Source organism: Rhizobium sp. 0TCS1.26, from assembly GCF_050455525.1.
GTDB lineage: Bacteria > Pseudomonadota > Alphaproteobacteria > Rhizobiales > Rhizobiaceae > Neorhizobium.
In genome coordinates this window covers 477,995-492,153 of the sequence record NZ_JBCIYV010000001.1, presented here as the reverse complement: position 1 = coordinate 492,153, position 14,159 = coordinate 477,995, and the positions used below count along the sequence as shown (strand labels likewise).

Sequence of the window (14,159 nt, the reverse complement as noted above, 5' to 3'; positions counted from 1 at the left end):
CGGCGCCGGAGAATTTTGGTCGCCGCTGCCGGCCTGCGGCGTTGCCGAGAGGCGGCCGCATGCAGTAAACATCCTGCAGCGTCCTCTAGGAAATCAGCAATGCCCGCCAAGCTTTCCGTCAATCTGAATGCCGTCGCCATGCTCCGCAACCGGCGGGATCTTCCCTGGCCAAGCGTTGCGGATCTCGGTCGGATCGCGCTCAAGGCCGGCGCCCATGGCCTGACGGTTCATCCGCGCCCGGACCAGCGGCACATCCGATTTTCCGACCTGCCGGTGCTGCGGGCGCTGATCGATGACGAATTTCCGAGTGCCGAGTTCAACATCGAAGGCTATCCGAGCGAGGACTTCCTGCAACTGTGCGAGAAGACCGAGCCCGAGCAGGTGACGCTGGTTCCCGACGATCCGTCGCAGGCGACATCGGATCACGGCTTCGACTTCCGTGCGCAGGGCGACATGCTGAAGCCGATCGTTGCGCGCCTGAAGGCTGGCGGCATGCGAGTCTCGCTGTTCGCCGATGGCGACGGGGATGGCGAGGCCGTGAAGCTTGCCAAGGCGACGGGTGCTGACCGCATCGAACTCTACACCGGTCCCTATGGCGGCTGCTATGACGCGCCGGAGAAGGCAAAGGTCATGCTTGACCTGCTCGGGCGAACTGCCGATGCCGCGCATGCGGAAGGCCTCGGCGTCAATGCCGGGCATGATCTGACCGTCGCCAACCTGCCGGCGCTTGCCCGGCGCCTGCCGCATCTGGCCGAGGTGTCGATCGGCCACGGGCTGACGGCCGATGCGCTGGAATTCGGCATGGCCGAAACGGTGCGACGTTTCCGGCGCGCCTGCGGCGAGCAGGTCTGACGCCAGGGTTCAGAGATCGAGCGTGAATGTCTGGCCGTTGATGGCCTGGCCGAACGCTGTCTGGGGTTCTTCGGCGGCCAGACGGAAGCCGGCCTTGATGTAGAGGCCGCGGGCAGCATCAAGGCGGTCGTAGGTCCATAGCGAGATCTGCCGGTAGCCGGCCTGCCGCGCGAAATCGACGGCTTCCGCCACCAGCCGCTTGCCGAGGCCGGTCCCACGTGCGGCAGCGTCGACGTAGAGGAGGCGCAGCTTTGCGATATCGTTACCGCCATTGGCGATGAAGATCGAGCCAATCCGCTGGCCGGACCGTTCGCCGATCCATGCCCGTTCGCGCGCAGCATCGAAGCCGCTGAGAAACCGGCCGGCCACCTCGGCGACAAGCCCCTCGAACGTTGCGTCAAAGCCGTAGGTCTCGGCATAGAAGCGAGCCTGCGATTCGACGACCCAGCCGATGTCGCCCGGCCGCGGCTGGCGCAGTGTTGCGATCTGGTTTTCGGTCGCGTCCAGTCGCTGCTCGACGATCCGCAGTGCCTGGACGAGCAGTGCCGTTGACGCTTCGTCCAGTCCAGCAATCGTCCCGGCGATCTGCTGTCGAGACAGTTCGACGAGCCTTTGCCATTCGCGTTCCCCGGCCGCGGTCAGCCGCAGCGACTGGATCCGCCGGTCAGTTTCCGTCCGCTCCGCCAGCATGAGGTCGGCAAGGCGAAACTTCTTCAGGATGCGGCTGAGGTAGGCAGCATCGATCATCAGGCCGCGGATGAGATCGGCAGCGGCGATGCCCGGCTGGGCGCCGACCTCATAAAGCACCCGGCCTTCGGTCAGCGTGTACTCCGATTGCAGATAGCCGCGCGACAGGATGCCGAGGCGGGTGGTGTAGAAGCGTTTAAAGCGGCGAATGGCGTCTATGGCGTCGTTCATCGGCAGGATCCTCCAGAAGGAGCATCCCGCCGATAGTTGACTGAGTCAAGTTTTCAAGTGACGTCGGGTCGTGCGGTCCGGCTCGTTCAGCCGAGTTCAGCGCGGTGCGCGTTGAAGTACTCGACAACCGATTGCGGCTTCCTGCCCGTCAACATCTCGAAGTCGCTCGTCACTAGATCAAAATTCCCGGCGCGAATGTTGGCATCGGTGGAAACCACGAGATCGACGACGAAGTCTGGCATGCCGGCACCCTTGACGCCGGCGGCGAGATCCTCATCGGAGACGCGCACAACCTTCAACGGCTTTCCGGCAGCGCTTGAGACGGCTGCGCCGATCTCGTCGGCACCCAGCGTTTCGGATCCGGTGAGCGTGAGCGTCGTGTTGCCTTCAGGCGGTGCGGCAAGCGCCGCCGCTGCCGCCCTGGCGCAGTCGTCGCGGGAAATATTGCTGACACGGCCACCGCCCATGCCGGTATACCAGACGCCGGCCTGCAGGTTGTGCGGCATGCCCATCAGGTAGTTGTCGATGTACCAGGAATTCCGGATGATCGTGTAGGCGAGGCCGGAAGCCTTGATCGCCTGCTCGGTCCCCAGATGATCCGGCGCAAAGCTGACCAGCGAGCCGTCCGGGTTCGGCATCGACGTGTAGAGAAGATGGCGGACGCCGGCGGCGGCTGCTGCGGAGACTGCTGCCTGGTGCTGCTGCAGACGCTTGCCGGGGCGGGCAAGTTCGTCGGTCGAGATCAGCAGCAGCCGGTCGATTCCGGCGAACGCCGCGGCGAGGCTCTCGACATCGTCGAAGTCGGCGCGCCTCGTCTCGATGCCTCGGGCGGTCCACTCAGCTAGCTTTGCCGGATCGCGCGAGGCGGCAACAATGTCCGACGGGGCAATCTTCCCGTCGTCGAGCAGGTGGGCCAGCACCGCGCTGCCGAGTTTGCCGGAGGCCCCGGTCACCAGAATCTTGGTCATCTTGTCGTCTCTCCTGATATGGCTGCCCGGCAGCCGGAAGGGTGGTCTCAAAATGAGAGCAGCACTAGGATAGGAATTGACCCACGGGTGTAAAGGAGGCAGTTTCGGGGGAGATCGTTACCGGAAGGGAACCACCATGGATCAACGAACACCTGCCCATCTGCTGGGACCTCAGCGATCCGACCTCTCCGCCATTGCCGACTGGGATACTTCAAACTGCCCGGTGCGCGATGTGTTGAGCCAGATCTCCGGAAAATGGTCGATGCTGCTCCTGCATGCGCTGTCGGAACGGCCCTACCGGTTCGGCGAACTGCGCCGTCTGGTGCCGGATATTTCCCAGAGAATGCTGACGCAGACGCTGCGCGACCTGCAGCGCGATGGGTACATCGATCGCACGGTATTCCCGACCAAGCCACCCAGCGTCGAGTACAGCATGACGACGCTCGGCCATTCGATGTTCGACGCGCTGTCGCATGTACTGAGTTGGGCCGGCACGAACCACGCCGCCGTCAGGCGTGCCCGCGAGACATTCGACGCCTCGCCGGTCTAGCCTGACTGCCGGCGAAGCCCGATTGGTGTAGGCTCAGGCGATATTCAGCGTGAAAACCTGTTGCGGTGGTGCGGCTCGACCGGCCCTGGCGACGCGTAAGGATCATTCGTCGACAAAGAGACGCCCGTCGTGGCATGCGGGGAATCGGGTGCCGTCTGGCAGCCGGTCAATCCGGCGACCAAGGCGACGATGGATGCTGCGGTCAACATACGCATATTAGTTCCTAAACGTTGGTGTCTCGCTGAGGCCGCCAAGCGGCCTGTCTCCATGACTTAGGCATGCGCCTGTAGCAGCGCAATGACACCGACAACTTCGCCTTGGACGAATAGGTTTCAATCGCCGAAGGCTCTCCTTCCTCGCTTAAAGAGGCGCGGGAGCATTTTCTTCACCCACTATGCCGAGCCCGCTTGACGATCGCTTTACCTCCAGCTAGAAGGGGAACCGTACCGTACGGTACTTAATTGGGAGGTGACCGACGTGTCCGCTGAGCTGTCAGAAATGCCTGAGTTTTCGCCGCGCCAGAACGCTGTTCTGGAGCAGGCGCTCAAGCTTCTGGTCGATGGCGGCGAGAAGGCGTTGACGACGTCGGGACTGGCGCGCGCCGCCAACTGTTCCAAGGAAAGTCTCTACAAGTGGTTCGGCGACCGTGATGGCCTGCTGGCCGCGATGATCGCCTTTCAGGCAAGCAAGGTACGCACCTTCGAGCGCAGCGGTGGACGGCTGACGGCGGACCTGATGCGCGAGCATCTTGAAACATTCGGTCGCGACCTTCTGGAAGTTCTGTCGGGCGATGTGTCGCTGGCGCTCAACCGGCTTGCCATCGGCCAGGCCAGCCGCGAGGGATCGAAGCTCGGGCGGTTGCTGATCGAGCATGGACGACGCCAGATCGACCGTCGGGCGATCGGCCTGATGGAAGCCGGACGGCGCGCCAATCTGCTGCGGTTTCCAGATGCCGACAGCGCTTATCATACGCTTTACGGCCTCATCGTCTCCGACCTGCATGTGCGCATGCTGCTCGGCGAAGCAGGCCTCAAGGACAATGCACGCCAGGCGGCGAGGGCGGTGGACGCCTTCCTCCAGCTGCACGGCGCGTAAGCAACATGTCGGCGTCGCCCGAAGGTGCCGTCGATCACACGTTCAAATCAACACGCATAGGGAAGGACTCGAACATGCGCGTCTATTACGATCGGGATGCTGATCTCAACCTCATCAAGTCGAAGAACGTCGTCATCGTCGGTTACGGCAGCCAGGGCCGTGCCCATGCGCTGAACCTCAAGGATTCCGGCTCCAGCAACGTCGTCATCGCCCTGAAGGCCGGCTCGCCGACCATCAAGAAGGCCGAAGCCGACGGCTTCAAGGTGATGACCGTCGCCGAAGCCGCCAAGTGGGGCGACCTGCTGATGATGGCGACGCCTGACGAGCTGCAGGCCGACATCTACAAGGCCGAGATCGCCGGCAACATCCGTGACGGCGCCGCAATCGCCTTCGCCCACGGCCTCAACGTCCATTTCGGTCTCATCGAGCCGAAGGCTTCGCTCGACGTCGTCATGATCGCGCCGAAGGGCCCGGGCCATACGGTCCGCGGCGAATACCAGAAGGGCGGCGGCGTGCCGTGCCTTGTCGCCGTTCACCAGAATGCTTCGGGCAATGCGCTGGAACTGGCGCTGTCCTACGCCTGCGGCGTCGGCGGCGGTCGCTCGGGCATCATCGAGACCAACTTCAAGGAAGAGTGCGAGACCGATCTGTTCGGCGAGCAGGTGGTTCTCTGCGGTGGTCTGGTGGAACTGATCCGCGCCGGTTTCGAAACGCTGGTCGAGGGCGGCTACGCGCCTGAAATGGCCTATTTCGAATGCCTGCACGAAGTGAAGCTGATCGTCGACCTGATCTATGAAGGCGGCATCGCCAACATGAACTACTCGATCTCCAACACGGCCGAGTGGGGCGAGTACGTCTCCGGTCCGCGCATCATCACGGCAGAAACGAAGGCCGAGATGAAGCGCGTGCTCACCGACATCCAGACCGGCAAGTTCACCTCCGACTGGATGCAGGAATACCGCGCCGGCGGTTCGCGCTTCAAGGGCATTCGCCGCATGAACGACAGCCACCAGATCGAAGAAGTGGGCACCAAGCTGCGCGCCATGATGCCGTGGATCGGCAAGAACAAGCTCGTGGACAAGACCGTCAACTAAGCTTTCGCCATCTTCGCCAGCAATCATGAAGGCCGGGGCGAACGCTCCGGCCTTTTGGCGTCGCTCGCCACCGGCACCGGTCTGCCGGGCGAGGCAAGTGCGTCCGGAAACCCGAAAAAATCTGATCGCTATCGATAAGTCAGTATTGCTGACCTATCGAACTTTATGTAACGCTTGAGCTTAGAAACTTGAAATAAGAGGAAACGCCCGTGCTTGATTGGGATCATATCTTTGCGACGCGCTCCGGTCGGATGCGCGCCTCTGAAATTCGCGAATTGCTGAAGCTCTTGGAACGCCCGGACATCATCTCGTTCGCCGGCGGCATCCCGGACCCGGCACTGTTCCCAGCCCAGGCGTTCAACGAAGCCTATCAGGAAATCTTCTCCAGCCCGCAGGTGAACGCCGCGCTGCAGTATTCGGTGAGCGAAGGCTACCGACCGCTGCGCGAATGGCTGGTCGGCGAGATGAAGAAGATCGATATCGAGTGCACCGTCGACAACGTCTTCATTACCTCCGGCTCGCAGCAGGCGCTGGATTACCTCGGCAAGCTGTTCCTGTCGCCGAACGATACCGCGCTGGTCACCTGGCCCACCTATCTCGGCGCGCTTCAGGCTTTCAACGCCTACGAACCGCATTACGACCAGTTGACGCCGGGCGGCAACCGCACGCCTGAAGCCTACCGCGAGACGGCAGCAAACAACGGCGGCAGGGTGAAGTTCGCCTATCTGTCCGCCGACTTCTCCAACCCGACCGGCGAGACGGTCGATCGCGCGGCGCGCGAAAAGCTGCTGGACCTTGCCGACGAACTCGACATCGCGGTGCTCGAGGATGCGGCCTACCAGTCGCTGCGCTATGACGGCGATCCGATCCCGCCGATCCTGTCGCTCGAAATCGCGCGCAAGGGTGGCATCGAAAACACCCGCACCATCTATTCCGGCAGTTTTTCCAAGACACTGGCGCCGGGTCTTCGCGTCGGTTTCGTCGTCGCCAACATGTCGGTCATCCGCAAGCTGGTGCTGATGAAGCAGGCCGCCGATTTGCATTCCTCGACGATCAACCAGATCGCCATCGCCACGGTCGCGGAACGCATCTTCGACAATCAGGTCGCCAAGATCGGCGCGGCCTACAGCGCGCGGCGCGACGCGATGCTGGCGGCGCTCGAAAAATACATGCCGGCCGGCACCAGCTGGACCAAGCCGCAGGGCGGGATGTTCGTCTGGGTTACCCTGCCAAAGGGGCTCGACGGTGCCGAGCTTCTGGCGCGTTCGATCGAGACGGAGAAGGTCGCCTTCGTGCCGGGTCAGGCTTTCTTCGCCGACCGGTCCGGCACCAATACGCTGCGGCTGTCGTTCTCCTGCGCCAACGAGGCGATGATCGAGGAAGGCATCCAGCGCCTCGGCCGATTGATCAGCAGCGCGGAAGCCAAGGCCGCTTGACCGGCGCCTTCACAGCGTAACGATAGGATGACCCGCCATTCCGGCGGGTTTTCCGGTCATGGATGAACCCGCTGTCCGAGCTCTCTTGACGCAGATGCCATCGGTCATTGATCTTCGTCAGCAGCTGGCAGAGTGACCGACACAGGGAAGGCGAGACCCCGAGCATGAGCATCCGTCCCTTCCAGATCCACGTCTCCGACGAGGCCATCGAAGATCTGCGTCGCCGTCTGTCGGGCGCGCGGTGGCCAACCTCCTTCGACGACGGAAGCTGGGAGGCCGGGGCCCCACGCAGCTTCATGCGTCGGCTGGTCGATTACTGGCTGGCCGAATTTGACTGGCGGCGTGAGGAAGCAGCTCTCAATCGCCTGCCGCAGTACATGGCGCGAGTGGAGGGCACCGACATCCACTTCCTCCACCAGCGCGGCATTGGTCCCCGGCCGATGCCGATCATCCTGACGCACGGATGGCCCGGCTCTTTCACCGAGATGGAGAAGATCATCGACCTGCTCAGCGATCCGGCTGCGCATGGTGGCGACGCGGAGGATGCATTCGACGTCGTCGTGCCGTCCTTGCCAGGCTACGGTTTCTCGGCAGCGCCTGCCGGACCGGGCACCAATTCCAAACGTGTCGCAGAGCTATGGTTCGCACTGATGCGCGAACTCGGCTATAGCCGCTTTGCCGCACAAGGCGGAGACATCGGGGCAGGCGTGACCGCCTGGCTCGGCCGCCTGTATCCTCAAGCGCTTACCGGCCTCCACCTCAACTATATTCCCGGCAGTTACAGGCCGCCTCTGCCCGGTGCCGAACCACTCTCGCAGGAGGAGCAGGATTTTCTCGATCGCGCGGCCGCGTGGAGCCTTGAGGAGGGAGCCTATGCGGCGCTCCAGGCGACGAAGCACCAGACGCTCGCCTTTGCGCTCACCGACTCGCCAATCGGCCTTGCGGCCTGGATGGTCGAGAAATTTCGCTCCTGGAGTGATTGCGGGGGCAATCTGGAGGATGCCATCCCGATGGATGCGGTGTTGCGCGACGTCAGCATCTACTGGTTCGGCGGGATGATCGACGCGTCGCTTCGGATCTACCGGGAGAACAGGTTGGCACCGCTGTCGTTCGAACCGGGAGACCGGATTGAGCCGCCCATGGCGATGGCGCTCTTCCCAGGCGAAATGCCGACGCCGCCTCGATCCTACGTGGAGCGCGTGTTCAACGTCGAACGCTGGACACACATGCCGCGCGGCGGGCATTTTGCAGCGCTCGAACAGCCGCAGTTGCTGGCTGAAGATATACGGACCTTCTTCCGCCCCTTACGGAACTGATCGAGCAACAGTCCGCACGCGTCGTCAGCGCGTGCGGATGATGAGGTCAGTCCGGCGGCGTCAGTCGGAAGCCAGCACGATCAGCATGTCGCTGTCGTCGTATTCGATCCTTTGGGCGCGGGGCGGGTTTACCGTCACGCCACCGAGGTTGCGCTCGTCTTCGTCCCCATCGCGCTGCCGCCGATAGCCGATGGCGATCTCGCCGCGCCGCAGGGCTGCAAATGCCAGCGTGAAGAAGTTCACCGGGCGGTCGATGTCGACATAGTCGCTCACCGGGCGCATGTAGATTTCCGAGCCTTCCTCATCGAGCAGTTCGGCGAAGATCGCCGCCATCGTCTCGTTCTCCGAAGCCTGGGCTAGCATCAGGCTGACCAGCTTGTTGCTGACGACGAAATCCTCGGCGCGGGTGACTTCGGCAAGGTCGCGGTTGCGCACGTCGATCATTTCGCTGACGACGCTGATATGGCGGGCAGCGGCCTCGCCGATCTTGCGCAGTTGCAGGAGGGTGATCAGAGTGCGGGTATCGGCGCTCTGGGCGTTCATGCTGTCGCTGTAGCCGAGCACCAGCACGTGATCGTAGGAGGGGATGTCGAGGAGGTCGAGCGCCGCGCGGCTGCTGGTGTCGATCATCTTGTGGTCTATGCGCATGACTGCGGGATCGATGGCAAGCTCTGCGACATCGGCCTCGAACTGCGGCGCATTAGCAGCGATCGTCAGTTGCGAGCCGGGTGCCACGTAGCGGGCAAGCTCGCTGGCGATGATCGGACCGCGCCGGTTCCAGCCGAGGATCAACGTGCGCTCAGCCACTGTCGTGCGCTTGACAATCGGCCGTATGGACGGCTTGTCGATGGCGTGGTCGCCGCTCCAGGTGACGATCGACGCGTCGTCCTCGGCAATGATGATCGCCTTCTCGCCCGCGACGATGACGCGATTGGCGGCAGGGTTGATCTCGACCTCACCCGACGGCAGAGACAGGCCGATCAACGTGCTGTTCTCATAGCTCAGGACAGCGCTGGCGAAGGATTTCCCGACAAGTTCGGGCTGCTCGATCGTGTATATCTCGCAGCCGTCGAAATCCAGAAGTTCGGAATAGACCGCGCTGAGACCGGCTTGGCGGCTGGTGTGGACGACGATGCGGGCGATCAGGTCGTCGGCCAGCACCAGCTGCAACTCGCTGCCGCCGACGATCCGGGCAACGTCGGCATTGCCGGCATCGCGGATTTCCGCGGCGATCGTATAGCTTTCCGGCCGGCGCTGCGGATCGTTGACGAGGGCGAGCACCGTCTTGATCACTTGGGCGTCGACATCCTCGCCGTCGGGCGACAGGACGATGATCGACCGTGACGTCTGCGGATTGACGATGCCGAGGTCGTAGAGATCGGTCGGATCGCCGCTGCGGCAGATGATGCGCGTATTCTTGCGGTCCGCGATCTTGGCGGCGATCTCGTCTTCCATCTCCACCTTGTCCTTGTTCGCCATGATGACGATGCGCGGACGGCGGCGGCTTTGATTGGCGATCACCAATTCCGAGATGACATCGAAAATCGAGGGAGACCAGTTGAGGATGATCGTGTGATCCGTTTCGAGGATACGGGAGCGGCCCTTGCGCAATTCGCTGAGCTTCTCCTCGAGACCCGAACTGATGACGCCGATCAGTGCCGAGAAGACGAAGATGCCGGCAATGGTGACGATCAGGGAGACGCCGCGGAAACTCCAGCCCTGGTCGCCGCCGATGGTTCCGGCATCCATGGTGCGCATCAGCGATTCCCACGCGCCCTCTATGAAGCCGACGGACGAGCCGCCTTCGGGAGCGATGCCGGTCAGCGCGAGGATGGCGCCGGCGAGGAAGATGACGAAGAGCGAGATCAGCGCCAGCCAGCCCATCAGCGCTATCGCGCCGCCGGCCATGGTCTTGTCGAACTCGTAGCGCAGTCGCGCTGCAAGTTGTGTCCGAGTTTTCATTATGGAAGCGCCCCCTCGACGAATGTCGCACTGCAGCGATTACAGCAAAGCCGCTGTAAATCAATCAGCCGGCGAAGGTCAGACGCGGCAAATCATGCGACAGGGTAAATTTCGTCGCGGTTGTTCTTCGGCGACGGGACGCAACACGTTTTCGGCTGGCATCGGCTGTCACATTCGTGTCAATGAGCGATGCTTAAGGTCGGCTTCAATCCGCACCGAGGAACTGAATGATGAAGACGCTTGTTTCCGCATTTACCGCACTGCTGGCGTTGGGCGCGCTCGGCCAGCCGGCCGCCGCCGCCGATCTGGTGATCTACACGAGCCAGCCGAATGAAGATGCACAGGCGACCGTCGACGGCTTCAAGGCCGCCAATCCAGGCGTCGAGGTGGAATGGGTGCGCGACGGCACGACCAAGATCATGGCCAAGCTGATGGCCGAGATCGAAGCCGGCAACCCGGTCGCCGACGTGCTGCTGATCGCCGACACCGTGACGCTGGAGCGCCTGAAGCAGGACAAGCGACTGCTCGCCTACAAATCGGCCGAAGCTCCGTCCTACGATGCCTCGCTCTACGATGCGGACGGCTTCTACTACTCAACGAAGCTGATCACCACCGGCATCATGTACAACACCCAGGCTGCGATGAAGCCGACCGGCTGGAAGGATCTGGCAAAGGCAGAGGCCAAGGGTCTCGTCAGCATGCCGAGCCCGCTCACCTCCGGGGCAGCGCTCATCCACGCCCACACGCTGGCCGGCAATCCGGCGCTTGGCTGGGATTACTACAAGGCGCTGAAGGACAATGGCGCGACGGCTGCCGGCGGCAACGGCGCAGTGCTGAAGTCGGTGGCCACCGGCGAGAAGGCCTATGGGGTCGTCGTCGACTACATGCCAATCCGCGAAAAGGCCAAGGGAGCACCGGTCGAGTTCGTCTTCCCGAGCGAAGGCGTGTCGGCAGTGACCGAGCCGGTGGCCATCATGGCCGGCACCAAGCATGCCGATGCGGCGAAGAAGTTCGTCGACTACGTGCTGTCGGAAAAGGGCCAGCAGGGTTTCCTGAAGCTCGGCTACATCCCGGCGCGCAACGGCATGCCGGTGCCGGAAGGTTTCCCGGCGCGTGACACGATCAAGGTGATGCCGCTCAACCCGGCGGAAGCCCTGAAGAGCAGCGACAAGGATCTCAAGACATTCTCCGAGATCTTTGGCGGCAACGGCTGAGGCGCATGCCGACATCCACCGGTCACGGAAGCAGCCAGCCGCGCTGGCTGTTTCCTTTTGTGCTCATCGTTCTCTTCTGCCTCAGCGTCCTGCCGCTTGGCCGGCTTGCCGCAACGGGGATCCTGTCGCTTCTGCGTGGCGGCGGCGATGGACTGATCTCCGACCCGGCGCTGTGGAAGGCAACTTGGAATACGCTGGCCAGCTCGTTTCTCGGCATGTTGGTTTCGGTGTTGCTCGGCGGCCTGATCGGGCTGCTGCTGACCCTCTTCGACATCCGCGGCCGCACGCTTCTGGGCTTCCTTTTCATGCTGCCGATGATGATCCCGCCGCAGGTGACGGCTCTGTCTTGGCTCGGCTTGACGGGCCCCTCCAGCACGCTTTTGAAGGCGATCGGCATGGCGCCGCCGCTCGGCAGCCCGCAACCGCTCTATTCACTCAGTGGCCTTGCGCTTCTGCTGGGCGTGCAAAGCGCGCCGCTCGTCTATCTGGCGCTGCGGGCCGGGCTGCTGGCCCTGCCGCGCGATGGCATCGAGGCGGCGCGACTGTCCGGCGCCTCACCGTTCCAGGTGCTTCGCGACATCATCCTGCCGCTGGCGCTGCCAGGCTTTGCCGCGGGTGCTGCGATGGCCTTCGTCTCGAATGTCGGCAATTTCGGCATTGCCGCCATCCTCGGCATTCCGGCCGGGATATATACGCTGCCGACGCTGATCTATGCGAAGTTCGCCAGCTTCGGGACCAACACGTTCGCCGACATCTCCACGCTGTCGGGCGTCATCGCGCTGCTGTCGCTTGCCGGCCTGCTGGTCGAGGAACGTGTCCTGAAGGGCCGCGACTATCGCATCATCGGTCTCAGCGGACTCAGCCAGGTTTTCCAGCTCAACGGATATCGCTTGGTCGCCGAGCTCCTGCTGTGGTTGCTGATGATCATCATTCTCATCCTGCCGTTTTCGGCACTCGTCGCCAGTTCACTGGCGCCCGCCTATGGGGTGCCGCTCACCCTGAAGACCGCGACCCTGCATGCTTACGAGGAAGTTGTTTTGCGCCAGACGGCCATCCGTTCGGCATTCCGCAACTCGCTGTTCCTGTCTCTTTCGACCGCACTTGGTCTCCTCCTGGTCACGGTGCTGATGGGATATGTCGTGGCACGCAGCAATCGTCGGGTGGCGGCGGTGATCGGAACATTGGCCGATGTCCCTTACGCGCTCCCCGGGATCGTTCTTGCGGTCGCCTGCATTCTGCTGTTTGCCGCACCGTTGCCGATGATCGGCGTCTCAATCTACGGGACGATCTGGATCCTGCTGTTCGCCTACCTGTCGAGCTTTCTCGCGGTCAGCCTGAGACCGATCGCCAGCGCCTTCCGGCAGCTCGATCCATCGCTCGAGGAGGCGGCGCGGCTGGCCGGCGCAGGCTTCGGGCGGCGGATGCGCGACATTCTCGTGCCGCTGGTGGCGCCGGCGGCGGGTGCCTCGGTGGTGCTGGTATTCCTGATTGCCTGCAACGAACTGACGGTATCGGCTCTTCTATGGTCGGCGGGCACACAGACGCTCGGCGTCGCGATCTACAATCTCGACGACAGCGGCAGTTTTAATCTGGCGTCGGCATTGTCGGTGCTGGTCGTCGTTCTGGTGCTGGCGATGATGGGGCTGCTGGAACTGCTCTCCGGCCGGCTTCCCAAGGGAGTGGTGCCATGGCGAAGCTGACCCTCAACCATCTGTCGAAGGATTTCGGCACGGGTCGGTCGGCCGTCTCCAACGTCTCGCTGACCATTCGCGAAGGCGGATTTCTGGCACTGCTCGGCCCCTCGGGCTGTGGCAAGACGACCGTGCTGCGGATGATTGCCGGCTTCGAGCAGCCGACCGACGGTGCGATCCTGCTCGGCGAACGCCTGCTGGCGGATGCCGCAACCAGCGTTCCGCCCGAGCGGCGCAACATGGCGATGGTTTTCCAGTCCTATGCGCTATGGCCGCACATGAGCGTTGCCGAAAATGTCGGCTATCCGCTCAAGGTGCGCGGCATCGGCGGCGAGAAGCGGCGCCGGATCGTGGGCGATGCCTTGGCATCGGTGCGGCTCGAGGAATTCGCCGAACGCCGGCCTGCGGATCTGTCGGGTGGCCAGCGGCAGCGCGTGGCGCTCGCCCGATGCCTGGTCACCGAACCGGATGTCGTGCTGCTCGACGAACCTCTCGCCAACCTCGACCGGCATCTTCGCCAGGAGATGGAAGAAACATTTCGCGAATTCCACCGCCGGTCCGGCGCGACGATGATCTACGTGACGCACGACCAGGCCGAAGCCATGGCACTTGCCACCGATGTCGCAGTAATGTCGGAAGGACGGCTGCTGCAGGCAGCGCCGCCGGAAGAGATCTACGCGCGGCCTGAGGGAAAGTTGGTTGGCGGGTTGATCGGGCAGGGCTCCATCTTAAGCCTGGCCTGGCCCCAGGAAGCATCACGTCAGGCCGACTGGACGCAGGTGAGGGGCCTGCATGGCCTGCGGCCATCCCCGGACATGCCGCTCGCCGATGTGCTGGTTCGACCGCAGGACGTGGTGATCTCCGGCGAGGGGCTGGACGCTGTGGTCGAGACCGTTGTCTTCGAGGGAGAGCGTTACGCGCTCGGCTTGAAGCTCGCCGACGGGCAGGGGCTCCGCGCCTTCACCCGCAGGTCTGCAAGCCCTGGCGATCATGTTCGGGTGGTGATCCGCTCGGCATGGAGGTTGTAGTCCGCTGCCGCGACGCTATTCTTCTGCGCCGTAAC

12 protein-coding genes are annotated in these 14,159 nt (G+C 63.2%); 9 read left to right on the top strand and 3 right to left on the bottom strand.

Annotation, left to right across the window (positions count from 1 at the left end; all coding sequences use genetic code 11):
- Positions 1-99: 99 nt before the first annotated feature.
- Positions 100-852 (top strand): pyridoxine 5'-phosphate synthase, encoded by a 753-nt coding sequence (locus tag AAIH46_RS02395; protein ID WP_430303922.1) that lies wholly within the window; start codon positions 100-102, stop codon positions 850-852.
- Between the two features lie 9 nt (positions 853-861).
- Here the strand turns inward: AAIH46_RS02395 and AAIH46_RS02390 are convergent, their stop codons facing one another.
- A complete protein-coding gene (locus AAIH46_RS02390; RefSeq protein WP_430303921.1) occupies positions 862-1,770 on the bottom strand; it encodes a bifunctional helix-turn-helix transcriptional regulator/GNAT family N-acetyltransferase in 909 nt (302 codons plus the stop codon).
- 86 nt (positions 1,771-1,856) lie between these two features.
- Positions 1,857-2,738: an SDR family oxidoreductase gene (locus AAIH46_RS02385; RefSeq protein WP_430303920.1), complete on the bottom strand. Its 882-nt coding sequence runs from the start codon at positions 2,736-2,738 to the stop codon at positions 1,857-1,859.
- Between the two features lie 136 nt (positions 2,739-2,874).
- On the opposite strand from AAIH46_RS02385, the gene AAIH46_RS02380 reads away from it, so the two are divergent.
- The 5 genes from AAIH46_RS02380 to AAIH46_RS02360 all read left to right on the top strand — a co-directional run bounded on the left by AAIH46_RS02380 (position 2,875) and on the right by AAIH46_RS02360 (position 8,229).
- Positions 2,875-3,288, top strand: a complete 414-nt coding sequence (locus tag AAIH46_RS02380) for a winged helix-turn-helix transcriptional regulator (RefSeq protein WP_430303919.1) — start codon at positions 2,875-2,877, stop codon at positions 3,286-3,288.
- A 498-nt stretch (positions 3,289-3,786) separates the two neighbouring features.
- On the top strand, positions 3,787-4,383 hold the full coding sequence (locus tag AAIH46_RS02375) for a TetR/AcrR family transcriptional regulator C-terminal domain-containing protein (protein ID WP_430303918.1): 597 nt from the start codon (positions 3,787-3,789) through the stop codon (positions 4,381-4,383).
- 74 nt (positions 4,384-4,457) lie between these two features.
- Entirely contained in the window at positions 4,458-5,477 is a 1,020-nt protein-coding gene (gene ilvC, locus AAIH46_RS02370; RefSeq protein ID WP_430303917.1) for a ketol-acid reductoisomerase, read from the top strand.
- 209 nt (positions 5,478-5,686) lie between these two features.
- Positions 5,687-6,913 (top strand): PLP-dependent aminotransferase family protein, encoded by a 1,227-nt coding sequence (locus AAIH46_RS02365; RefSeq protein ID WP_430303916.1) that lies wholly within the window; start codon positions 5,687-5,689, stop codon positions 6,911-6,913.
- A gap of 164 nt (positions 6,914-7,077) precedes the next feature.
- Positions 7,078-8,229, top strand: a complete 1,152-nt coding sequence (locus AAIH46_RS02360) for an epoxide hydrolase family protein (RefSeq protein ID WP_430303915.1) — start codon at positions 7,078-7,080, stop codon at positions 8,227-8,229.
- A 60-nt stretch (positions 8,230-8,289) separates the two neighbouring features.
- On the opposite strand, the gene AAIH46_RS02355 is transcribed toward AAIH46_RS02360, so the two are convergent.
- Positions 8,290-10,191, bottom strand: coding sequence for a CASTOR/POLLUX-related putative ion channel (locus AAIH46_RS02355; protein ID WP_430303914.1), 1,902 nt, complete (start codon positions 10,189-10,191; stop codon positions 8,290-8,292).
- Between the two features lie 230 nt (positions 10,192-10,421).
- On the opposite strand from AAIH46_RS02355, the gene AAIH46_RS02350 reads away from it, so the two are divergent.
- The 3 genes from AAIH46_RS02350 to AAIH46_RS02340 are packed head-to-tail and all read left to right on the top strand — an operon-like array spanning position 10,422 to position 14,124.
- Positions 10,422-11,405 (top strand): ABC transporter substrate-binding protein, encoded by a 984-nt coding sequence (locus AAIH46_RS02350; RefSeq protein ID WP_430304976.1) that lies wholly within the window; start codon positions 10,422-10,424, stop codon positions 11,403-11,405.
- Positions 11,406-11,410: 5 nt separating this feature from the next.
- Positions 11,411-13,105 (top strand): ABC transporter permease, encoded by a 1,695-nt coding sequence (locus AAIH46_RS02345; protein WP_430303913.1) that lies wholly within the window; start codon positions 11,411-11,413, stop codon positions 13,103-13,105.
- Complete coding sequence (locus AAIH46_RS02340; RefSeq protein ID WP_430303912.1) at positions 13,093-14,124, top strand: ABC transporter ATP-binding protein; 1,032 nt, start codon at positions 13,093-13,095, stop codon at positions 14,122-14,124. Before AAIH46_RS02345 ends, AAIH46_RS02340 begins: the two co-directional genes overlap by 13 nt.
- Positions 14,125-14,159: the final 35 nt, after the last annotated feature.